Raw genomic sequence first — 21,392 nt, forward strand, 5'->3', positions numbered from 1 at the left:
ATTTAATTTGTTCCCATGAAAATACCACAACTTAAAAAAAAATCAGAAATAAAAACATGTCATAACACTAGCTGGGAAGATGATTATAGCTGGATACATCAAGATGATATCTTGGAAGTTTTAAAAGATAGTAAAAGATTAAACTCCGAAGTTAGAAAGTACTTAGAAGAAGAAAATTCCTACACGGACTTTCACTTATCAAATACTAAAGATATTCAAAAAGAACTATTTAATGAGATTAAGGGAAGAATTAAGTTAGATGATGAATCTCTTGCTTTTAAAGATTTTGATTATGAGTATTGGACAAAAACTACAGCTAAAGGAAATTACTCTATCAAGTTAAGAAAAAAAATTGGAACTTATGATGTTGAGGAAATTTGGAACGGTGATGAGGAAAAAGAAAAACTTAATGTAGAATATTTCGGTGTTGGTGATCTAGAGGTTAGTTTTAATGATAAATATTTAGGCTACTCCTTAGATACTAAAGGTTCTGAATATTACACAATATATATTAGGGATATTAAGACAAAAAAATTAGTTACTGAAAAAATTGATGAAACATCAGGTGGCATAACATTTAGTTTGGATGATCAATATATTTTTTACTCAAAACTAGATGAAAATCACAGACCGAGAAAGATTTACAGACATAAATTGGGCACAAGCACTAAAGATGATGAGTTAATTTTTGAAGAAAAAAGTGAAGCCTTTACAGTTGGAATTGGTTTAAGCTCAGATGATAAATATTTTTTTATTAATACTTCAAACCATAATACTTCTGAGCAATACTACTTTAGTGTTAATGAGAAGGAACCAAAACCTAAACTGATAAAAGAAAGACAAAAAGGAATTCTTTATTCTGTTAATTCTTGGGATAGTAAATTTTACAACCACACAAATGAAAATGCTGAAGACTTTAAAATAGATATAACTGATAGTTTAGAAAAACCAGACTGGAAAATGTTTATACCTGCAAAGGAAGAGGTTTTAATTGGTGGCCTAACATTTTTGAAAAATTGGATCATAAGATCGGAGACTTCAAATGCTTTGGATAAATTATTTATAAAAAATATAACAACTGAAAAAGAAGAAGAGCTAATTTTTTCAGATGAGACTGTATACGTCCCTGGAGCTTCTTTATTACAAAGAGATAGGAATACAGATGAAATTTATTTAAGCTACTCATCACCAAAAACTCAATCGAGAGTTTATGCTTACAACCTTAGTTCAAAAGAAAAAAAATTGGTTAAAGAACAAGAAATTCCTTCAGGTCATAATCCTGATGATTACATTGTTGAGAGGGTTGATTGTAAGTCACATGATGGAAGATTGGTACCTCTTACAATTACGAGACATAAAAATACCAATCTAGATGGAACTGCACATTTATTACTCTATGGTTATGGTTCGTACGGAAGTTCAATGAGTCCTAGTTTTTCTACTACAAGATTAAGTTTAATAAATAGAGATATTATCTGGGTCACAGCTCATATTAGAGGTGGAATGGAAAGAGGCATGAAATGGTGGAAAGAAGGAAAACTACTTAATAAAAAAAATACCTTTGAAGACTATATTGCATCTGCGAAATATTTAATTGAAAATAAATACACCTCAAAAAATAAAATAATAGGAATGGGTGGTTCTGCAGGAGGCCTTCTTATGGGGGCAGTTGTTAATCAAGCACCTGAATTGTTTTTAGGAATAATAATGGCAGTACCTTTTGTAGACTCTTTGACAACTAACTTAGATCATTCTTTACCCTTAACAGTTGGTGAGTTTGATGAGTTTGGAAATGCAAAAGATAAAAAAGATCACTTTGAATATATTTATTCTTACGCACCTTATAATAATATAAAAAAAATGGATTATCCCCATATGTTGATCACAACGAGTTTAAGTGACAACAGAGTGTTATTTGATGAGCCTGCAAAATTTACTGCCAAACTAAGAGAGTATAAAACTGATAATAATTTATTACTTTTAAAAACTGAAATGAATGCAGGTCATGGTGGTAAATCTGGACGAGATGGAGCTATAGAAGAAATTGCACTTGATTATGCATTCGCATTAAAAATTTCTGAAAAAATTTAGTTTCTAGTTGTTAGAAACAACCGTTTGATACAAAGCCAATCACAATAGAATTAGAATCAACTTCAAATCTTCTTTCACAAACTATTCCATATTTTTTAGTATTATAAACAAGTTCTAAATTACCCTTGGCATTTTTAAAATCTTCATCTGGTTTACCTAAATCCATTTGTAAATTACTTGAAGTTTTTCCAATGTACTCACTTAATTTAGTATTTTCTTTTTCAACAATTGCGTCTGTTTTATCTTTGATTGTTTGACAGCCAGCAACGAGAATTAAAAAAAATAAACTTATAAAAATAAATTTTAATTTTTGCATAGTTGAATGATAACACTCTAAATATGGCATAAATATAAACTTATAAGTTGAATAATGTTGATAAGCTTAGATTTTTAAGAGTATTTTCCTCAATTATCCAATAATACTTAAACTTAATCTTAGGAGGATCAATGTTAGAAAAATATTTTGACTATAAAAAACACAAGACTGATTTTAAGACAGAGGTAATAGCCGGTGTAACAACATTTTTGACAATGGCTTATATTATGTTTTTAAATCCATTTATATTATCAGGTGAATTTGCTGGACCTGAAAAAGGTTTCTTTGATTTTGGAGCCGTATTCACTGCAACAATTGTTGCAACTGCACTTGCTTGCTTCATTATGGCATTTTATGGAAAAACATGGCCAATAGGTTTAGCTCCTGGCATGGGAATTAATGCATTTGTTGCATTTGGAGTTGTTGGTGGAATGGGTTACACACCACAAGCTGCTCTTGGTGCAGTACTAGTTGCTGGTGTTTTATTTTTAATCATTTCATTAACACCCATTAGAGCTTGGTTAATAAATTCCATTCCAAAAAGTTTAAAACTTGGAATAGGTGCTGGAATTGGATTATTTTTAGCAATTATTGGACTAGAAATTATGGGTGTTGTTGCTGATCACCCTGTAACTCTTGTCACAATAGGTGATATGAAAAATCCTTTAATTTTACTTGGCTGTCTAGCTTTTGTTTCAATGATAGTTATGGAAAAATTGAATATTAAAGGAAATATAATTATTGGAATAATTGTGTTTAGTATTATTGCTTGGGCAACTGGTCTTGCAAAATTTAATGGTGTTGTAGGAAATATTCCTCCAATGACTTATTTATTTGATTTTGACCTTACAGCTGCGTTTACTGCTGGAATGTCTACAGTAATATTCACTTTATTGTTTATAGACTTTTTTGATACTGCAGGAACTTTAACTTCAGTAGCAAATGTTGCTGGTAAAGTTGACAGCAATGGAAAAGTTAAAGACATAGAAAAAGCGATGATGGCTGATAGTGTTGGGACTGTAGCTGGTGCATTAATGGGTACAACAACTGTAACAAGTTATGTTGAATCAGGTGCCGGTGTAAAAGCTGGTGGAAGAACTGGAATGACTTCTTTAACTATTGGAGTTTTATTTCTAGCATGTTTATTCCTTTCACCTTTAGCGACAAGTTTGCCGAAAGAAATAGATGGAGCTGCACTTTTATACGTTTCAGTTTTATTTGTTAGAAATATTGTAGATATTGAATGGGATGATATTGCAGAATCTGCTCCAGCAATACTTGCAATGATCGCTATGCCATTAACTTACAGTATTAGTAATGGTATTGCTTTAGCATTTATTTCTTATGCATTAATTAAATTATTCACTGGAAAGTTTTCTTCAACTTCACCAGCAATATGGGTTATTGCAATCTTAAGTGTTGTTAGTTTTGCTGTTGCTTAAAATATAATTTTTAGGGCTGGAATTATTCCAGCCCTATTTATTTCTCTTAATTATTTCTTCCATAGACATTTCTTCATAATGTTCAGTAGGTTGAACAATCCATGGGTCTGAATCTAGTTTTACTGGACAAAAATCTGGCTCAAAAGTGGATGATTTTTTTTTCCATAAACATGCAGTTTTAACTTCATTTATATAATCTTTAGTTGGCTCATAATTTTTTAACCACTCAATACTTTTATTTAAAGTCAATCCAGTATCAGACAAATCATCTACTAATAAAACTTTATCAAAATCTTTATTCTCAGCTAAAGAGCTAATTTCTCGAGCAAACATCAATTGACCTTGTTTGTCTTCCATTCCTTTTCCCGAGTAACTTTGGATAACTATGTAGGCTATAGGCAATTTTAGAACTCTAGAAAGAATATCTAATATTGGAGCTGCTCCCCTCATAATACCTACTAATACTGTTGGCTTATAATTGTTGTGAATTTCTATTGCTAGTTTTTCTACAATTTTTGTATACTGATCAAAAGTGATAATTAATTTCTCTGCCATAAAATTCATTATCATATAAAAAATTATTTAAAAAGGAGAAATAATGAAAGCCTACTGGATCGCTTTATACAAAAGAATAGATAGCCAAGAAAATTTAAAAAATTATGGTTCAAAAGTTACTGAAATAATAAAAAGTTATGGAGGAAAGCCTCTTGTGAGAGGTGGAAAATTTGAAACTTTAGAGGGTGAAACTTACCCAAGAACTGTAATCTGGGAATTTCCAAATTGCGAACAAGCTATGAAATGCCATGATTCTAAGGAATATCAAGATGGTTGGGCTATAGCAAAAGATACTACTATTAGAGATTTACAAATTATCGAAGGTTTTAGTACTGAATAGGTTCTGGATCTATACTTCTCCACAGATACCAGGTCGCGACTGAACAATACGGACTAAATCTTTTATTTAGTAACCTTACATAAGAATCTGGTGGTAGATATTTTTTTTTATAATTTTTTGAAATTCCTCTTAAAAGACCAATATCTTGTATGGGCCAAATATTTGAACGATTATAAGTAAATAACAAGATCATTTCAGCTGACCATCTACCAATTTGTCTTAACTGAGATAAATAGATAATAGCTTCTTCATCTGACATCTTAGGAATTAATTTAGGATTAAATGATTTATCTAATATTTGTTTAGCTAAACTTTTTATTCCTTTAACTTTTTGTTTAGTTAATCCACAACTTTTTATCTGAGCAGTGGATAGTGTAGAAACAGTTTTAGCATTTATTTTATTCTTACATTTTTTTTGAAATTTTGAAAATATAGAATTGGCAGCAGCAACACTGATTTGTTGTCCTATGATACTCTTACATAATGAGAAAAATATATCTTTTCTAGAAGTAAGCACAGCTTCTGAAGGGGATTTATATTTGCTAATTAATAAAGACATCACTTTATCTTTATTAGATAAATATTTTTTTGCAGTATTCCAATATTTTGGTTTTTTATTCATGTCTAGTAGTGGATGGTATTTTTTGTTTATGATAAATTTCTCTTCTAAAGATTATTAGAGACGCAAAAACTACAAGTGAGGCACCGATTAGTGTTTTTATAGTTGGTATCTCATTCCAAATGAAATAACCAAAAAATATAGCAAACACCAAAGCTAAATATTTTAAGGGTGCCACTAAAGATACTTCAGAAAGTTTATATGATTGAGTTAAAAATAAATTTGCAGAGCCTCCTGTTACTCCAATTAAAGCTAAAAGGATAAAATCTTGAAAGTTTGGCATTTTCCACCCCATTGGAATTGTGGCCAAGCCAGCAATTGAAATAGTAATTGTAAAAAAAATTGAGATAAGCCAAATAGGTTCTGTTGTAGATAGTTTTCTAATCGTGATGGTTACAAAAGCCATTCCAATACAAAATATTAGAGGAAGAAAATAAAGGTAATTCATGCCCTTAAAGCCTGGCTCAGCAATTATAATAACACCTATAAATCCAATTATGACTGCTAGCCACCTAAAAACACCTACCTTCTCACTTAGTAAAAAAATTGATAATACGGTAATAAATAGTGGTGCTGCATATGATAAGCTAACAACGACTGCTAAAGGAAGTTCTCTTAACGCAACAACTATTGCTATTAAAGCCATTAAACCCATAAGACATCTAAATAAGTGTTCTTTTGATCTTTCAGTTGTGTAAAAAGTTTTTAATTTATTTTTTGGTATCAAAAAATAAGTAGGCAACAGTCCAAAAAAGCCTCTAAAAAATAAAACTTCTCCAGTTGGGTAGTCACTTGACCATTTTACAAGCAAATCCATAACAGAAAAGGTACATATAGATAGAAACATGTACAAAAAACCTAATTGATTTTTAGTCAGCATAAGAATAATTTGTAAATTAAATTAAAAGATAATCAATGGAAATAGCAGTATTAGGATTAGGATGTTTTTGGGGACCAGAAATTAAGTTTAGTAAACTTGAAGGGGTTATTAAAACTGAAGTTGGTTATTGTGGGGGTGACAGCAAAGAAGTCACCTACGAAGAAGTATGCACTGGTAATACAAATCATGCAGAAGTTGTTAAATTAGATTTTGATCCTAAAATCATATCTTATGAAAAAATTTTAGAATTTTTCTTTGAAATTCATGACCCTACAACCTTAAATTCACAAGGGCCAGATTTTGGCACACAATATAGAAGTGAAATATTTTACTTAAGCAATGGACAAAAAGAAATTGCTGAGAATATTATAGAAAAAATAAATTCAAATTTATCTGGACAAGTTGTAACAAAATCTTCTTTATTAAAAAATTACTGCCCCGCAGAAGAATACCATCAGAGATATTTAGAAAAAAGATAATATGTCTTTAGTTAATACAAGTTGGTTAGAAGAAAATTTAGATAAAGTAAAAATTATTGATTGTTCATGGCACATGCCTCAGACAGAGCGTAATGGTTTTAACGAATATAAAAACAATCATATTAAAAATACAATTTTTTTTGATTTAGATAAAAACTCTAAAAAAGATACTGACCTACCTCATATGTTGCCAGATGCTAAGTCATGGGAAAGTATTGTTTCTGACATGGGAATTAAAAATGATGAACAGATAGTCATCTATGATAATTCAGATGTAATTAGCTCTTGTAGATGCTGGTATAATTTTATCTATTTTGGTCACAATCCAGAATTAGTTCATGTATTAGATGGTGGTTTAAAAAAATGGACTGAAGAAGGCAAATCAACTACTAGTAACATAATTAAAATTATTCCCTCTAGCTACACTGTGCGTGAAAAAAAAGAGTTAGTAAAAGATCTAAATCAGGTTAACAAAAATATTTTTGAAAATAAATTTAATGTTATTGATGCAAGAAGTTTAGAAAGATTTGAAGGTAAGGCTTCAGAACCAAGAAAAGGATTAAGAAGCGGCTCTATAAAAAACTCTTTTTGTCTGCCCTTCTCTGAGCTCATAAATAAAGATCATACATTTATTAGTAAAGAAAAAATTTATGAAAAATTTAAATCAACTGGATATCAGATTGGCAAAAACATAGTATTTACATGTGGTTCTGGAGTTACTGCTTCGGTTTTGGCTCTTGCTTATTCCTTAATAGATAATAAATATATGCCTACTATTTATGACGGATCATGGAGTGAATATGGAAAGAATTAAAATATGAAAAGATCTACAAAAATTGGAACTGCAATTGTTGTCTTTTTTTTAATTATTACAATAGTAATTGTTGGAAGAACAATGATAGGAAATCATTTTAAAAAAAAATTTAGTAAAAGACCCCCTCCAGGAATAATAGTAACAGAAGTTGTTGCAAAAAATTTCTCTCAAAAAGTTTCAACTTATGGAACAGCCACTCCTTTTAGAACTAAATCATATAAAATTGAAAAATATGAAATAATTAACCCAATAGAATTTAATAAAAAATTAAAAAAAGGTGATTTAATAGCAAAATTAAAAAGTAGAAATTTGATAGCTGCCTTTGATGGGGTGGTGACTAAAAGAGATTTTTCAAATGATATTAAAGTTTCAGAAAGTTCTCTTTTAATAAACTTGGAAGATATCTCATCAATTTATGTGGATGTAGATATTCCTGAACTTTATTCAAGTTTCATTAAAGAAAATTTAAATGTTGATGTTAAATTTTCAGGTAATAATGAAAAAATTTATTCAGGTGTTGTTCATTCTACTGCTGGTAGAATTGATGTTGATACAAGATCTTTAGCAATAAGAATAAAATTAGAAAATGATAATTTTGAAATTTTACCTGGGTCTCTTTTAGAAATTATAGTTAAGTACAACGAAAGAAACTCCATAAGCATTCCTGATACAAGCTTAATGATGGAAGGTAACAAAACCTATGTTTATAAAGTTGCAGAAGATAATGTTGCTAATAAAGCTGAAGTTGTTATTGGAATAAGAGATTCTGGTTTTATCGAAGTAGTTTCAGGTTTGACTAATGGAGATAACATCGTTGCCGAAGGTCTAAAAAAAGTTAGACCAAGAGGAAAAATTAAACCAATTAAAAAATAATGTTTATAACCGATGTAAGTATAAGAAGACCAGTTGTTGCTTGGGTAATGTCTCTTATATTAATCGTTTTTGGAATATTTGTTTTTTCACAATTACCTGTAAGAGAATTACCTGAAGGCCTACAACCTCCTGTAGTTCAAATTAAAGTGGACTACAAATCTGCCTCAGCTCCTATAATTGATCAAGAGGTAACTCAAGTAATTGAAAAAGTGATTGGTGGAATAGAAGGAGTAAAAAATATTAATTCAACATCAGAAAATGGAAGTAGTTCGATTAATGTTGAATTTAATACTGATATTAACCTAGATAATGCCGCCAACGATATAAGAGAAAGAGTGGGAAGAGTTGTTGGTAGATTACCTGATGAAGCTGATGCCCCTCAAATACTTAAACAATCCGCAGGATTTTCAACTACCATGTGGCTAGCTGTATCCTCTGCAACCTGGACTGATTTAGAACTTGGGGATTATGTTGAAAGATATTTAGTAGATCAATTTTCAAGCGTTAAGAACGTAGGAACTATTAGAACCGGTGGTTTAAGAGATCTAAGTGTTAGAGTTTGGATAGATCCAATTAAACTTGTAGCAAATAACTTAACCATTCAAGAGGTTGAGGGAGCAATAAGAAAAGAAAATGTTAGCCTGCCAGCAGGCACCTTAGAGGCTACTAATATTGATTTGATACTAAATTTAGATAAGTCATATGATGATATTGAAAAATTAAAAGTTCTACCCATAAAAAAGAATCTAAATAGTGTTGTAAGACTATCAGATGTCGCAAATATTGAGTTTGGTCCAGTTTCAGAAAAAAATCTTTTCAAGGCTCAGAGTAAAAATGCTTTAAATTTAAAAACAGTTGGAATTGGTATTTATGCAAAAAGTGGTGCTTCAACAGTAGAGCTTTCTAAAGAAATAAGTAAAAAAATAGATGAAGTTAAGAAAACATTACCAGATGATCTAAATATAGAAATAGCTTTTAACAGAGCAACATATGTGGGTACTGCTATTGATGAAGTATACAAAACTTTAATCATCGCTTTTGTACTTGTGGTTATTATTATTTACTTATTCTTAGGAAATATAAAAGCTGTAATTGTACCAGCAGTTGCATTACCCGTAAGCTTAATAGCATCCTTTTTAGGACTTTATTTATTTGGTTTATCAATAAACATTTTTGTCTTGTTAAGTTTTATTCTGGCGATTGGAATAATTACTGACGACTCAGTCATAATGACAGATGCAATTTATAGAAGAATTGAAAATGGAGAGAGTCCTTTGGTTGCGGCATACAAAGGATCGAAACAAATTAGTTTTGCAATTATTGCAACAACTTTAATTCTGGTTGCGGTATTTATTCCTTTAATTTTTATAGATGGAATTGCAGGAACACTATTCAGAGAAACTGCAATTGCCTTATCTTTTTCAGTTGTGGTGTCCTCTTTTGTTGCTCTTACATTGTCACCCATGTTAGCAAGTAAATTTTTAACGAAAGAACCAAAACAAAATTTTATAGTTATTAAATTTGATAAATTTTTTAAGTCATTATCAAAATTTTATGAAGAAACATTGGGGTATTGGTTAAATAAGAAAAAAATTATTATTTCATTTATTATCTTCACTATTATTGTCTCTAGTGTTTTATTTCATTTTACAAAAAAAGAATTATTACCTATGGAAGATCGAGGTGTATATCTTGTTCTTGGATTTACAGATGAGGGGAGTTCTTTTGAATATACTGAAAAAAGAGCAGAAGATGTTGAGAAAAGATTAATTCCTCTTCTGCAAGCTGAGAATAGTCCATATAAAAGATTTATAATGAGAGTGCCAGGCTTTGGTAGTAACAAAAATTCTTTTAATAGCTTTATAATAATTGCATTATTAGACGAATGGGCTGAAAGAGATAAAAGCTCACAAACAATAATGAGAGAAGCAATCGGAAAAATTGTGACCGTTCCTGAAACTGTAGCTTTTCCAATATCACCTCAATCTATTAGAGTTTCTAGCTACAATAAACCAGTTCAAATGGTTATATTGGGCAGTACTTACGAAGAGTTAGAGGAAATACAATCCAAAGTTATTAGAAAGTTAAGACAGAATAAAAACTTATCCAGAATAGAATCTGACTATTCTAGAGACAAACCAGAAATCAAACTGGTAATTAATAAAAACAAAGCTAAAGATTTAAATGTATCTACTGACTCAATTGGAAAAACTCTAGAAACTCTTTATGGTGGAAAAACTGTAACGAACTTTAATAGGCTTGGTAAAGAATACCCAATTATACTTCAGCAATACCTAGCTGACAGAAGATCTCAAGAAGGGCTTTCTAAAATATTTGTTAGATCAGAAAGCACTGGTAAACTTATTTCTTTAGCAAATTTAGTTGAGTTTAGTGAAAAAGGATCTGCAAAAAAATTAGCAAGATATAACAGACAGAGAGCTGTAACAATATCTGCAAATATATCTCCATCTTACACGCTTACAGAAGCAATTGCATATTTAGAGAAAGCAATGGAGGAAGTTAGCTCTTCCAATCAGATTGCATGGAAGGGTAAATCAGAAGAAATAAAAGAAACTAGTAATGAATTGTTTATTATTTTTGGATTAGCATTTCTAACTGCCTACCTAGTAATGGCTGCAACCTTTAATTCATTTATTCATCCATTTATTATTATGTTAACTGTTCCACTGGCTTTGTTTGGAGGTTTGGTCTTTATCCTATTCTTGAACAGTTCTATTAATATCTTCTCACAAATAGCCCTTGTCATTCTAATTGGGATATCGACTAAAAATAGTATTCTAATCGTTGATTATGCCAATCAGTTGAGGATGGCTGGAAAAAATATAGAATCATCTGTTAAGGAAGCTTGTCAACTAAGGTTTAGACCTATAATGATGACATCAATAAGCACAATGATAGCAATGATGCCTTTAGTTATAGGAAATATTGGACCAGGTGCTGGTGAAGCTTCAAGGCTAGCTGTGGGTGCCACTATTCTAGGTGGAATGATTATATCAACATTCTTTACATTGTATGTAACTCCAACCATGTATTTGGTATTAGCAAAGAATACGAAAAGAATAGACGCTGTTGATATTGAGCTCAAGAAACAACTTCGTTAAAAAATAATATATTTATTTTTATTTAATCTTTTCTGACATTCTTTCAATTGAGACTTATATTTATTAGATTGCTTTTCTACTTTTTTAGCTAACCCTATAACTTTTTGATTATTTTTATAATTTTTATAACCACTCCACCCTTCATGATATGCAAGATATTGCCTAAAAGCATCTTTCTTAGAAATTTTTAAAAGAGACTCAGTTTTATCAGTATACCAACCAATAAAGTCCACACTATCCTTAAACCTTGTTCTTGTTGCTAATTTATTTCCAGTTTCATTTTTATATTGTTCCCAAGTTCCCTTTACTGCTTGTGAATATCCAAATGAACTAGACGGCCTCTTAAATGGTATAATCTTAAATAATTTTTGTCTTGGAGGCTTAGCTAACCAATCAAAGTCAGACTCCATCTTGATTATAGCTAACTGAATATAAATTGGTGTTCCCCATTTTTGCTCAGTTTTTTTTGCATGTTTATACCAAAGGTACCTTTCATTAAAAATTGAACAACTATTTGAAGTGTTTTGAGGAATTGAAGAGCAAGCAGTAACAAAAAAAAGTAATGTAACTAAAAAAATACTTGTTAATTTTTTCATAATAATTTTATTTATTTTATTCTTTTTATCAGTTATCAAAATATATCAAATGCCTCATTTAATTTTAATTAGACATGGTCAAAGTGAATGGAACCTTGAAAAAAAGTTTACTGGATGGGTTGATATAGATCTTACTGGTCAGGGGAAACTTGAAGCATGTAAATCTGGGGAATACATTAAAGAACTAAAATTAGATATAGATTATTTTTATTCATCTTTTCAATTGAGGGCTGTTAATACTCTTAAGTTTATTCAAGACACGTTAAGAGATAATAAAAAACCAATAAAAGCATGGCAACTAAATGAAAGACATTATGGTGCTTTAACTGGTCTAAATAAAGATGAAATGAAAGAAAAACTTGGTGAAGATAAAATACATGACTTTAGAAGATCTTGGGATATAAAACCAGATCCTCTAAGTAGAAATAATCCATACCACCCTATTAATATTGATACATATAAAACTGTTCCTATAGAAAAAATTCCAGATACAGAGTCACTTAAGGATACTTATGAAAGAGTAATAGAATATTATAATTCTGATATTCAAAATAAATTATTAGATAATAAAAATATAGTAATTTCAGCTCATGGAAATTCAATTAGAGCTTTATGTAAGTTTTTATTTAAATTAGATAATAAAAAAATATCCTTACTTGAAATACCAACAGGAAATCCACTTTTAATTAATCTAGATTCAAGGCTAGAAATTAGAGAATGTAAATATTTAGATAAAAATAGAGCTAAAGATTTAATTGTTTTTTAATAACTCTTTATAAATCTCAAGATTAGTCAAATGATAAAAACTTTCCAAACTTTCATACCCATATAATTTATTTTTGCTAACTAACTGATTCCAGATTTCTGATATAGAAAAATCACTAACTGAATGTGAACTAAATAAATTTTTATTGATTATTTGGCAGCCTGTATAAATTAAATTATTTTGAGCATCTTTTTTAATTATATTTTCTAAAAGATTAAAGTCACTTTTTAATTTTTTATCAAAACTAAGATTTTTATTAACAAGTAAAAGTATATTTTTAATTTGGTTAGAAAAATAAAATTTTTCCATACTTTGTATGCTCTCAACATAACTTTTATTCCATACAGTATCAGGGTTTAATGTTAGAAAATCTGATTCATTTGAAGAATTCATCATATTTAAAATTCCTCCCCCTGTATTTAGAATTGTGTCTCCATCACTAATGATTTTTATATCTAAATTAAATTTTTTCAGATTAATAAAATCTTCAATTTTCTCTTTTAGATAAAATGTATTTATTAATATCTTTTTAATTCCTAAAAATTTTATTAGATTGATACAATTTTCAAGTAGTGTAATTTCATTAATCTTCAAAAGTGGCTTTGGTTCAGTTAATGTTAAAGGGTTCAATCTCTTTCCATATCCAGCACACAAAATTAATGCAGTATTAATTTTCATTTTAAATTCCTTATTTTCTTAGGAAAATTAAGGTCTAGTAAACTTTTAAGTTTATGAAATATCTCATTATTTTTGATTCTCAGTTCTACTAGTTTCCAAGAATATGGTATTAGCTTTAAATACTTTGTCTTATTATCTCTTACTGCTAACCTTGTAAAAATTCCTATTATTTTCATATTTCTAAGCACTGATAATATTTCAAAATCATTTAATAAAGTAACTTTGTTAATTTTTTTATTATTCAGCTTTGCATAGTAGTTAAAAATCGTATCTTTTAATTTTTTATTTGATTTAAACCTAACATCGTCAATTAAAGATGCTAAATCATACGCCTTATTACCTATCAAAGCATCCTGCGTATCGATCGTTGCTAATTTTTTTTTGTATTTCATTAAATTTGATACATGAAAATCTCGGTGAACGAAAGTATCATTTTTTAAGTTAAGATTAGATATTAAAAATTTTATTTGTTTATTTATTTCAATATTTAAAGTTTGTAATTTTTTTTTAGATACATACTTTTTTGTATACCAGTCAGAAAATAATTTAGCTTCTTTAAATAGTTTATTGTCATCATAAACTGGGATCTTATAATTTTTTCCTTTAAAATTTTTAATTTTGTTTTGTTTAATTTTTTGAATTTTAGATAACAAATCAATGGATTTTTTATATAAATTAATTTTATTACTTCTATTTTTTTTTAACAGTTTAAGTATTGTATCATCTCCAAAGTCTTCAATTTCTATGGAGTTTTTTTTATAATTTTCTTTATATAGTTTTGGAGCTAAAATTTTATTTTCAATCAATAAACTATTTATAGCATCATATATTAATAGGTTTTTTTCTTTTTCTTTTGAAGCATAAACTATAATTGAATTTTTTTTATTATCTTTTTTTCTGTAAAAAGATCTGAATGATGCATCACCCTTAATTTTTTTTAACGTTGATTTAACTGATCTCATTTAATGTTTTGTTACTCATGCCTTTAATAGTTATAAATCTTTTGTTCATATCTTTTCCGTATTCAAAGAATAAATCAATTTTATTATCTATTTTATTATCTATTTTTTCAGGCCATTCAACTAATGTTAGGATTTCTTTTTGATTTTCCAATAATCCAATATTTTTTGTCTCGTGACTATTTGTTAGTCTATATAAATCATAATGTTGGATTATAAAAACTCCCACATCATATTCGTTTACCAAATTAAATGTAGGACTTGTAACCTCTGTTTGGTTTAGATGATTGTTGGCTTGAAGACAGTTTACTAAATGTCTTATAAAAGTTGTCTTTCCAACTCCAATTTCACCATGAAAATAAACTACATCTCCTTTATGAAGTATTTTTGAAAATTTTTTTGCTAATTCAGCTGTCTTAACTTCTAAAGAGATATCTATTATTTCGCTATTAGTAGCGATATGCATCTGGCTTAAATGGACCTTCTGTTTCAACACTTATATAATCAGCTTGGTCTTTTGATAGTTTTGTAAGTTTTGCTCCCACTTTTTTTAAATGAAGCATAGCTACTTTTTCATCTAATGATTTTGGTAACACATAAACTTTATTTTCATAATTTTTATGATTATCCCAAAGCTCAATTTGTGCCATTACTTGGTTTGTAAATGATGCACTCATTACAAAACTTGGATGTCCTGTTGCGCAACCTAAATTTACCAATCTACCTTTGGCTAAAAGAATAATTCTCTTTCCATCAACTAATTCTATTTCGTCCACTTCTGGTTTTACTTCTGTCCATTTATAATTTTTTAAGGCTTCTACTTGAATCTCATTATCAAAGTGACCAATATTACAAAGTATTGCTCTATCTTTCATATTTCTCATATGGTCTGCAGTAACAATGTCTATATTACCTGTAGCTGTAACAACAATATCTGCTTTACTTATTGCTTCATCCATTAAAACTACCTCATAGCCTTCCATTGCTGCTTGGAGTGCACAAATTGGATCCGCTTCTGTAACCATAACTCTTGCACCACTTTGTCTTAAAGATGCAGCGCTACCCTTTCCAACATCACCAAAGCCTGCAACAATTGCAACTTTACCAGACATCATAACATCTGTGGCTCTTCTAATTCCATCTACTAAACTTTCTCTACAACCATACAGGTTATCAAATTTTGATTTTGTAACTGAGTCGTTAACATTAATTGCTGGAATCATTAATGACCCATCTTTTTCCATTTTATTTAATGCTTTAATTCCAGTTGTTGTTTCTTCTGAAACACCTTTTACTTCCTTTAACAAATCTTTGTAGTCGCTATGCATCATTGCAGTTAAATCACCACCATCATCTAATAGCATATTTGCTTTCCAGTCTTTTTTGCCTTCTATTGTTTGTCTTATGCACCATACAGCTTCCTCTTCAGTTTCACCTTTCCAAGCAAAAACTGGTATTCCTGCTTTAGCTATTGCTGCTGCAGCATGATCCTGTGTTGAAAAAATATTACAAGAAGACCATCTAACTTCTGCTCCAAGCTCTACTAAAGTTTCGATTAAAACTGCTGTTTGGATTGTCATATGAAGACATCCTAATATTCTTGCTCCTTTTAAAGGTGCTTTACCTGAATATTCTTCTCTTAATGCCATTAGACCAGGCATTTCACTTTCAGCTATTGAAATTTCTTTTCTTCCAAAGTCCGCTAGTGATATGTCTTTAACTTTAAAATCATCCATTGCTCGGTTTTATACAATAAAAATTTAATTAATCAACTTATGATTAAACTTTATGAAAGACAATCTCAACATTTGCACCCCTTTGAGAGACATTGTTTGAAGCATTGATAGTAGCACCATGAAGATCAACAAGGTTTTTTACTATATTTAAACCCAAACCAGAGTGCTCACCAAAGGTATCTGGTCTATTACTATAGAATCTATCAAATATTTTTTTTGTATCTTTTTCTTTAAATCCTTTACCTTCATCAATAACTTTTAAAATAATCTTGTCTTTATCTCCTTTGTAAATTTCAACTAATATTTCTTTATTATCCTCACTAAAGGAAATTGAATTATCTAATAAATTTGCAATAATTTGCTCAATTCTATTTTCTATTCCATTTATAAAATATTCTTCTTGATTGTCTTGATCGTTTAACATTATTTTAATTCCTCTTTTTGCTTCATAAATATTATTAAAATCATCTACTACAGACCTTGCAATTAACTTGAGATTAATCTTTTTCATCTTTTCTTTACTTAATGCAACCTCATCTTTTAATATTTGAGAATAATCAGTGATTAATCTTTCAATTCTTTGAACGTCATGATTGAGAATATTAATTAATTTACTTCTTTGAGCCCGATCATCAGTCTCATTTAATATTTCTGAAGCACTTTTTAATGATGTTAAGGGGTTTCTTATCTCATGAACAAGGTCAGTTGAAAAATTTTCTGCATGTGAAATTCTTTTTTGAAGTTCACTCGTCATATCATCTAACGAATTTGACAAAGTTCCCAATTCATCATTTCTACTTTTGAGCTCATTGATATTTGTTTTTTTTTTACTCTTTTCTTTTATAATTTTTGTATACGCTACTAAGTTTTTTATAGGCTTAAGAAAATATCTATTTAAAACAAAAGAGAATATAAATATTACTATAATTATAAATATTGCTGTTCTTAAAATAAATTTTTTTCTTTCATCAATAGCAGATTTAACATCATTAGCATTTTCAGTGATTACTAGATATCCAATATTAACTCCATTCAATGTTATGTTTTTAACTGTTGTTAATAAAAACTGATCATAGCCTTCCTGAGTAAAGGTAAAGGGTTTTCCATAATCTTTTGACCACGAATAATTAGTAAGAACATCTTTAAGTGAAACAGTTTTTTCTTTATTTAAATTTTTTGTTTCTACAATTTTTTTGCTTTTTTCTTTATTTAAAATTTCTAACTCGACTATATCTAGCCTGCTAGAAAAAGATCTTGGATCTAAATCTAGTGTATCAGTATCACCTACTAAATTAAATTGATTATCAAATAAGATAACTCTGTCTAGATTTTGAAATAAAAATCTTGTTGAAAATAAAAATCTTCTAATATCCTCTTCTTCAAATTTTATATTTAATCTTAAAATATGCTCAATTGTATTGTTAATTATCTGAATATGCTTGGATGTTTTATTTTTTATTAAATTAGGTTTTGCATTGCTAATGTATAGAGCTGTTAAACACCCTATAATTAAAAAAATAACTAAATTAATAAATAAAAATTTTTTTAATATAGATAAACTTTTTAGAAAATTGCTGAACATTAACTAACGTTCCATCTGTATCCACTGCCATATCTTGTTTCTATAGCTGTAAAATCAGGGTCAACTTTTTTAAATTTTTTTCTAATTCTTTTAACATGACTATCAATAGTTCTATCTTCAATATCCGTATCTTCTCGATAAGCAATATCCATAAGTTGAGCTCTTTCTTTTATTATTCCTGGTCTCTTTGCTAATTCTTTAACTATTAAAAATTCCGTAGTGGTAAGTTTATCTGGTAGTTGTTTGTTATCCCATTCACATTCAAGTTGTGAGGGGTCAAGTTTTAGCTTCCCATGTGAAATAATATTTTTTGTATCTTCAAGATTATTATTAACATCTTTTTTTCTAAGCTGAACCCTTATTCTTTCTATTAAAACTTTAATAGAAAAACCTCCTGACTTTTTTATAAAATCATCTGCACCTAACTTTAAACTTAACAATTCATCTATCTCATCATCTTTTGAAGTTAAAAAAATTACGGGTAAGGAAGTTTTTTTTCTTAATTTTTTTAAAAGTTCTTCACCATCCATTTTTGGCATCTTGATATCTATAACAGCAAGGTCTGGGGGATTTCTAGTTAAGCCAATTAAAGCACTTTCTCCATCAATGTACGTTTGAACTTTAAAGCCCTCTTTTTCGAGCGCTATACTTATACTTGTGAGTATATTTCTATCATCATCAATAAGAGCTATTGTTTGTGTTTGCATAATCTACTTTAAAAATACTAAATTGTTCTAATTTAGGCAATGGAGATAAATTAATGAAGTATTCCCCAATTGTCCCCTGTATTAACGTCTACCGTCAATGGTGTTGAAAAAGTGTGTAAATCACTTTCTGTAACACTTGTCATTTCATCCCTGATTATTTCAGTTATATTTTTAACTTCTTTTACCGGAACCTCAAAAATTAGTTCATCATGAATTTGCAATAATATTTTTGATTTATTATTTTTAATGCTTTCAAATTTTTTGTTAAGTCTAATCATTGCAAGTCGCATGATTTCAGATGCTGACCCTTGAATGGGAGCATTGATAGCTGCTCTTTCTTGAAAATTTCTTACATTGAAATTTTTATCATTAATTCCATTAAAATGAGATCTTCTACCAAAAATATTATTTACATAGCCACTTTTTCTACAAAACTTAATTGTATTATCCATATAAATTTTTATTTCAGGAAATTTTAAAAAATAAGCATTTAAAAATTCATCTGCTTCATGATTTGAAACGTTGATTTGTTTTGCGAGCCCATATTGTGAAATACCATAAATTATTCCAAAATTAATAGCCTTGGCCTTCCTTCTCATGTCTTGGTCTACTTTTTTAATATCAACATTAAATACTTGGCTTGCTGTAAGAGAATGAATGTCTTCATCGTTACTAAACGCTTTTTTCAGCTCTTTGACTTCTGCCAAGTCAGCTAAAATTCTCATTTCAATTTGGTTATAATCTGCAGATATTAATGTGAAGCCCTTTTCTGCTATAAAAGCTTTTCTTATATCCTTGCCATCCTCTGATTTAATAGGAATATTTTGTAGATTTGGATCACTGGAAGCTAGCCTTCCTGTTGTTGTTGCTGCCAATAAAAATGAGGTATGAACTCGTTTAGTGGTTGGATTAATATGTTCAGGTAAAGCATCTGAATAAGTATTTTTAAGTTTAGATACCTGTCTCCAATCAAGAATTAATTTAGGAAATTCATGTCCTTTAAATGCTAAGTCTTCTAACACACTTGCGTTTGTGGCAAAACTTCCTTTTCTAGTTTTTTTAAGTACAGCAATCTTTAAATCATTGTAAATAATTTCACCTAATTGTTTTGGTGAGGCAATATTAAATTCTTTTTTTGAAATTTTAAAAACCTCTTTTTCTAATTTACTGATTTTTTTCTCAAATTTTTCAGACAACACCTTTAAAAATTTATTATCAATTTTTATTCCTTCAATTTCCATAAATGCTAATATTTTAATTAAAGGTTTTTCAAAAATTTCGTAAATGTTAGTTAATTTTTCTAATTTTAAATTTTTACTAAATATTTTGTATAATCTATAAGTAATATCAGCATCTTCAGCAGCATACTCCATTGCCTTATCTAGCTCTACATCACTAAAATTTATTTCTTTCTTACCTGTGCCAACAATTTCTTTAAATGAAATTGTTTTATGCTGTAGATGAATCTCAGACAAGGTATCCATGTTATGTCTATTTTTTCCAGCATCCAATACATAAGACATCAACATTGTATCTTCCATTGAATTCATATTAATCCCCTGTTTAAACAAAACAATAAAATCAAACTTAATATTTTGGCCAATCTTTTTTACGCTTTTGTCTTCCAAAAGTGGTTTTAGTTTTTTAATTACACCTTCTTTTTTTAAACATCCTTTAAACTTATGACCAATTGGAATGTAACAAGCCTTACCAATTTTTGTGCTTAATGAAATTCCCACTAAATCAGCTTGATGTGCGTCTAGTGAGCTAGTTTCAGTATCAATTGCTAGTTCTCCAGCTTCTTCTGCTTCATTAATCCACTCATCTATTTCTTTTTCACTAGTGATTAGATAATAATTTTTTTTATTTATACTTTGTTGTTTTTTCTCAGGCTTTGCTTCTGTTGCGGTTTCTTCCAATTCAGGTTCTCCATATGCAGAAATGACAGAGCTAAGAAGTCTATTAAACTCCATTTCTCTTAAGAATTTATATAGCTTATCTTTATCAATCTCCTTTAGATGAAATTCTTCTATCTTTCTTTCAACTGGAGCATCCTTCATTAGTGTTACTAATTTTTTACTAATTATCGCTTTATCTTTGTTTTCTATAAGTGTTTCTCTTCGTTTATTTTGTTTTATTTCTTGGGCGTTATCTAATAATTTTTCTAAAGTTCCATACTTGTTAATCAGTTCTGCTGCAGTCTTAACGCCTATACCTGGAACTCCTGGAACATTATCGCTACTGTCTCCAGCTAAGGACTGAACATCTATAACTTTTTCTGGACCCACTCCAAATTTGGTTACTATATCTTCAGATGTTATAAATTTATTTTTCATTGGATCGAATATACGAACGTCTTTTCTATACAATTGCATTAAGTCTTTATCTGAGGAGACTATTGTTACCTTCGCACCCTTTGCTAAAATTTGCTCTGCATAAGTAGCTATTAAATCATCTGCTTCATAATTTGGAAGATCTACAGATGGTAAATTAAAAGCAACTACAGACTTTCTTATATATTCAAACTGTGGTGCTAAATCATCTGGTGCTTCTGATCTATTAGCTTTGTAGTCTGAATAAATTTCATTTCTAAAAGTTTTTCTAGCTGCATCAAATATTACTGCAAAGTGTGTAGGTTTTTGAAGATTTTCATTCGATTTTGAATCTTCTAATAGTTTAAATAGCATGCTACAAAATCCACTAACTGCACCAACAGGTAAACCATCACTTTTTCTAGTTAGAGGTGGTAATGCGTAATAAGCTCTAAAAATATAACCCGAACCATCTATTAAATAAAAATGGTCTGTTTTTTTAATTTTATCCATTAAATAATATTA

Annotated in this window: 20 protein-coding genes; 8 read left to right on the forward strand and 12 right to left on the reverse strand. The window is 29.1% G+C overall.

The window, feature by feature from the left end; translation table 11 throughout:
• Positions 1-15 precede the first annotated feature (15 nt).
• Complete coding sequence (locus AC5YF9_RS06130) at positions 16-2,091, forward strand: S9 family peptidase (protein ID WP_415303796.1); 2,076 nt, start codon at positions 16-18, stop codon at positions 2,089-2,091.
• Positions 2,092-2,101: 10 nt separating this feature from the next.
• On the opposite strand, the gene AC5YF9_RS06135 is transcribed toward AC5YF9_RS06130, so the two are convergent.
• Positions 2,102-2,407 (reverse strand): hypothetical protein, encoded by a 306-nt coding sequence (locus tag AC5YF9_RS06135; RefSeq protein WP_415303797.1) that lies wholly within the window; start codon positions 2,405-2,407, stop codon positions 2,102-2,104.
• A gap of 131 nt (positions 2,408-2,538) precedes the next feature.
• On the opposite strand from AC5YF9_RS06135, the gene AC5YF9_RS06140 reads away from it, so the two are divergent.
• On the forward strand, positions 2,539-3,849 hold the full coding sequence (locus AC5YF9_RS06140; RefSeq protein WP_496169874.1) for an NCS2 family permease: 1,311 nt from the start codon (positions 2,539-2,541) through the stop codon (positions 3,847-3,849).
• A 33-nt stretch (positions 3,850-3,882) separates the two neighbouring features.
• On the opposite strand, the gene AC5YF9_RS06145 is transcribed toward AC5YF9_RS06140, so the two are convergent.
• Positions 3,883-4,419 (reverse strand): phosphoribosyltransferase, encoded by a 537-nt coding sequence (locus tag AC5YF9_RS06145; protein WP_415303798.1) that lies wholly within the window; start codon positions 4,417-4,419, stop codon positions 3,883-3,885.
• Between the two features lie 28 nt (positions 4,420-4,447).
• Between AC5YF9_RS06145 and AC5YF9_RS06150 the strand changes: the two genes are divergently transcribed.
• The gene (locus tag AC5YF9_RS06150; protein ID WP_415303799.1) at positions 4,448-4,744 is read left to right on the forward strand and encodes a DUF1330 domain-containing protein; all 297 of its coding nucleotides are present in this window, start codon (positions 4,448-4,450) and stop codon (positions 4,742-4,744) included.
• Here AC5YF9_RS06150 and AC5YF9_RS06155 read toward each other — a convergent pair.
• Together AC5YF9_RS06155 and AC5YF9_RS06160 are read right to left on the reverse strand one after the other, a co-directional pair.
• Positions 4,731-5,366 (reverse strand): DNA-3-methyladenine glycosylase family protein, encoded by a 636-nt coding sequence (locus AC5YF9_RS06155; RefSeq protein WP_415303800.1) that lies wholly within the window; start codon positions 5,364-5,366, stop codon positions 4,731-4,733. The two genes, AC5YF9_RS06150 and AC5YF9_RS06155, sit on opposite strands and share 14 nt — an antisense overlap.
• On the reverse strand, positions 5,359-6,243 hold the full coding sequence (locus AC5YF9_RS06160) for a DMT family transporter (RefSeq protein WP_415303801.1): 885 nt from the start codon (positions 6,241-6,243) through the stop codon (positions 5,359-5,361). Before AC5YF9_RS06160 ends, AC5YF9_RS06155 begins: the two co-directional genes overlap by 8 nt.
• Positions 6,244-6,278: 35 nt before the next feature.
• On the opposite strand from AC5YF9_RS06160, the gene msrA reads away from it, so the two are divergent.
• From msrA to AC5YF9_RS06180, 4 genes are read left to right on the forward strand one after another with little or no spacing between them, the layout of a single operon-like run.
• Complete coding sequence (msrA, locus tag AC5YF9_RS06165) at positions 6,279-6,722, forward strand: peptide-methionine (S)-S-oxide reductase MsrA (RefSeq protein ID WP_415303802.1); 444 nt, start codon at positions 6,279-6,281, stop codon at positions 6,720-6,722.
• Position 6,723: 1 nt separating this feature from the next.
• A complete protein-coding gene (locus AC5YF9_RS06170; RefSeq protein WP_415303803.1) occupies positions 6,724-7,536 on the forward strand; it encodes a rhodanese-like domain-containing protein in 813 nt (270 codons plus the stop codon).
• A 3-nt stretch (positions 7,537-7,539) separates the two neighbouring features.
• Positions 7,540-8,409: an efflux RND transporter periplasmic adaptor subunit gene (locus tag AC5YF9_RS06175; protein ID WP_415303804.1), complete on the forward strand. Its 870-nt coding sequence runs from the start codon at positions 7,540-7,542 to the stop codon at positions 8,407-8,409.
• Entirely contained in the window at positions 8,409-11,531 is a 3,123-nt protein-coding gene (locus AC5YF9_RS06180; RefSeq protein WP_415303805.1) for an efflux RND transporter permease subunit, read from the forward strand. The genes AC5YF9_RS06175 and AC5YF9_RS06180 overlap by 1 nt, the downstream gene beginning before the upstream one ends.
• Here the strand turns inward: AC5YF9_RS06180 and AC5YF9_RS06185 are convergent.
• Positions 11,528-12,127 (reverse strand): transglycosylase SLT domain-containing protein, encoded by a 600-nt coding sequence (locus tag AC5YF9_RS06185; protein ID WP_415303806.1) that lies wholly within the window; start codon positions 12,125-12,127, stop codon positions 11,528-11,530. The two genes, AC5YF9_RS06180 and AC5YF9_RS06185, sit on opposite strands and share 4 nt — an antisense overlap.
• A 49-nt stretch (positions 12,128-12,176) precedes the next feature.
• Between AC5YF9_RS06185 and AC5YF9_RS06190 the strand changes: the two genes are divergently transcribed.
• Positions 12,177-12,893: a 2,3-bisphosphoglycerate-dependent phosphoglycerate mutase gene (locus tag AC5YF9_RS06190; protein WP_415303807.1), complete on the forward strand. Its 717-nt coding sequence runs from the start codon at positions 12,177-12,179 to the stop codon at positions 12,891-12,893.
• Here AC5YF9_RS06190 and AC5YF9_RS06195 read toward each other — a convergent pair.
• From AC5YF9_RS06195 to polA, 7 genes are read right to left on the reverse strand one after another with little or no spacing between them, the layout of a single operon-like run.
• Complete coding sequence (locus tag AC5YF9_RS06195) at positions 12,879-13,571, reverse strand: sugar phosphate nucleotidyltransferase (RefSeq protein WP_496169875.1); 693 nt, start codon at positions 13,569-13,571, stop codon at positions 12,879-12,881. The genes AC5YF9_RS06190 and AC5YF9_RS06195 overlap by 15 nt on opposite strands.
• Complete coding sequence (locus tag AC5YF9_RS06200) at positions 13,568-14,533, reverse strand: aminoglycoside phosphotransferase family protein (RefSeq protein ID WP_415303810.1); 966 nt, start codon at positions 14,531-14,533, stop codon at positions 13,568-13,570. The genes AC5YF9_RS06195 and AC5YF9_RS06200 overlap by 4 nt, the downstream gene beginning before the upstream one ends.
• Positions 14,520-14,996, reverse strand: coding sequence for a tRNA (adenosine(37)-N6)-threonylcarbamoyltransferase complex ATPase subunit type 1 TsaE (gene tsaE / locus AC5YF9_RS06205; protein WP_415303811.1), 477 nt, complete (start codon positions 14,994-14,996; stop codon positions 14,520-14,522). Before tsaE ends, AC5YF9_RS06200 begins: the two co-directional genes overlap by 14 nt.
• Positions 14,980-16,266, reverse strand: a complete 1,287-nt coding sequence (gene ahcY / locus AC5YF9_RS06210) for an adenosylhomocysteinase (protein ID WP_415303812.1) — start codon at positions 16,264-16,266, stop codon at positions 14,980-14,982. The genes tsaE and ahcY overlap by 17 nt, the downstream gene beginning before the upstream one ends.
• A gap of 43 nt (positions 16,267-16,309) precedes the next feature.
• Complete coding sequence (locus tag AC5YF9_RS06215) at positions 16,310-17,848, reverse strand: sensor histidine kinase (protein WP_415303813.1); 1,539 nt, start codon at positions 17,846-17,848, stop codon at positions 16,310-16,312.
• The gene (locus AC5YF9_RS06220) at positions 17,848-18,555 is read right to left on the reverse strand and encodes a response regulator transcription factor (protein ID WP_415303814.1); all 708 of its coding nucleotides are present in this window, start codon (positions 18,553-18,555) and stop codon (positions 17,848-17,850) included. Before AC5YF9_RS06220 ends, AC5YF9_RS06215 begins: the two co-directional genes overlap by 1 nt.
• Before the next feature lie 50 nt (positions 18,556-18,605).
• On the reverse strand, positions 18,606-21,380 hold the full coding sequence (gene polA / locus AC5YF9_RS06225) for a DNA polymerase I (protein ID WP_415303815.1): 2,775 nt from the start codon (positions 21,378-21,380) through the stop codon (positions 18,606-18,608).
• Positions 21,381-21,392: the final 12 nt, after the last annotated feature.

This window comes from Candidatus Pelagibacter sp. uisw_098 (assembly GCF_059512505.1).

What these genes read in the sequence shown, in the direction of transcription:
- msrA (WP_415303802.1), top strand. Translation starts at nt 6,279, where the DNA reads ATGGAAATAGCAGTATTAGGATTAGGATGTTTTTGGGGACCAGAAATT.
- AC5YF9_RS06215 (WP_415303813.1), bottom strand. Translation starts at nt 17,848, where the DNA reads ATGTTCAGCAATTTTCTAAAAAGTTTATCTATATTAAAAAAATTTTTA.
- AC5YF9_RS06195 (WP_496169875.1), bottom strand. Translation starts at nt 13,571, where the DNA reads ATGAAAATTAATACTGCATTAATTTTGTGTGCTGGATATGGAAAGAGA.
- ahcY (WP_415303812.1), bottom strand. Translation starts at nt 16,266, where the DNA reads ATGGATGATTTTAAAGTTAAAGACATATCACTAGCGGACTTTGGAAGA.
- AC5YF9_RS06200 (WP_415303810.1), bottom strand. Translation starts at nt 14,533, where the DNA reads ATGAGATCAGTTAAATCAACGTTAAAAAAAATTAAGGGTGATGCATCA.
- AC5YF9_RS06175 (WP_415303804.1), top strand. Translation starts at nt 7,540, where the DNA reads ATGAAAAGATCTACAAAAATTGGAACTGCAATTGTTGTCTTTTTTTTA.
- AC5YF9_RS06190 (WP_415303807.1), top strand. Translation starts at nt 12,177, where the DNA reads ATGCCTCATTTAATTTTAATTAGACATGGTCAAAGTGAATGGAACCTT.
- AC5YF9_RS06220 (WP_415303814.1), bottom strand. Translation starts at nt 18,555, where the DNA reads ATGCAAACACAAACAATAGCTCTTATTGATGATGATAGAAATATACTC.
- AC5YF9_RS06140 (WP_496169874.1), top strand. Translation starts at nt 2,539, where the DNA reads ATGTTAGAAAAATATTTTGACTATAAAAAACACAAGACTGATTTTAAG.
- polA (WP_415303815.1), bottom strand. Translation starts at nt 21,380, where the DNA reads ATGGATAAAATTAAAAAAACAGACCATTTTTATTTAATAGATGGTTCG.
- AC5YF9_RS06155 (WP_415303800.1), bottom strand. Translation starts at nt 5,366, where the DNA reads ATGAATAAAAAACCAAAATATTGGAATACTGCAAAAAAATATTTATCT.
- AC5YF9_RS06130 (WP_415303796.1), top strand. Translation starts at nt 16, where the DNA reads ATGAAAATACCACAACTTAAAAAAAAATCAGAAATAAAAACATGTCAT.
- AC5YF9_RS06145 (WP_415303798.1), bottom strand. Translation starts at nt 4,419, where the DNA reads ATGATAATGAATTTTATGGCAGAGAAATTAATTATCACTTTTGATCAG.
- AC5YF9_RS06160 (WP_415303801.1), bottom strand. Translation starts at nt 6,243, where the DNA reads ATGCTGACTAAAAATCAATTAGGTTTTTTGTACATGTTTCTATCTATA.
- AC5YF9_RS06185 (WP_415303806.1), bottom strand. Translation starts at nt 12,127, where the DNA reads ATGAAAAAATTAACAAGTATTTTTTTAGTTACATTACTTTTTTTTGTT.
- tsaE (WP_415303811.1), bottom strand. Translation starts at nt 14,996, where the DNA reads ATGCATATCGCTACTAATAGCGAAATAATAGATATCTCTTTAGAAGTT.
- AC5YF9_RS06180 (WP_415303805.1), top strand. Translation starts at nt 8,409, where the DNA reads ATGTTTATAACCGATGTAAGTATAAGAAGACCAGTTGTTGCTTGGGTA.
- AC5YF9_RS06170 (WP_415303803.1), top strand. Translation starts at nt 6,724, where the DNA reads ATGTCTTTAGTTAATACAAGTTGGTTAGAAGAAAATTTAGATAAAGTA.
- AC5YF9_RS06150 (WP_415303799.1), top strand. Translation starts at nt 4,448, where the DNA reads ATGAAAGCCTACTGGATCGCTTTATACAAAAGAATAGATAGCCAAGAA.
- AC5YF9_RS06135 (WP_415303797.1), bottom strand. Translation starts at nt 2,407, where the DNA reads ATGCAAAAATTAAAATTTATTTTTATAAGTTTATTTTTTTTAATTCTC.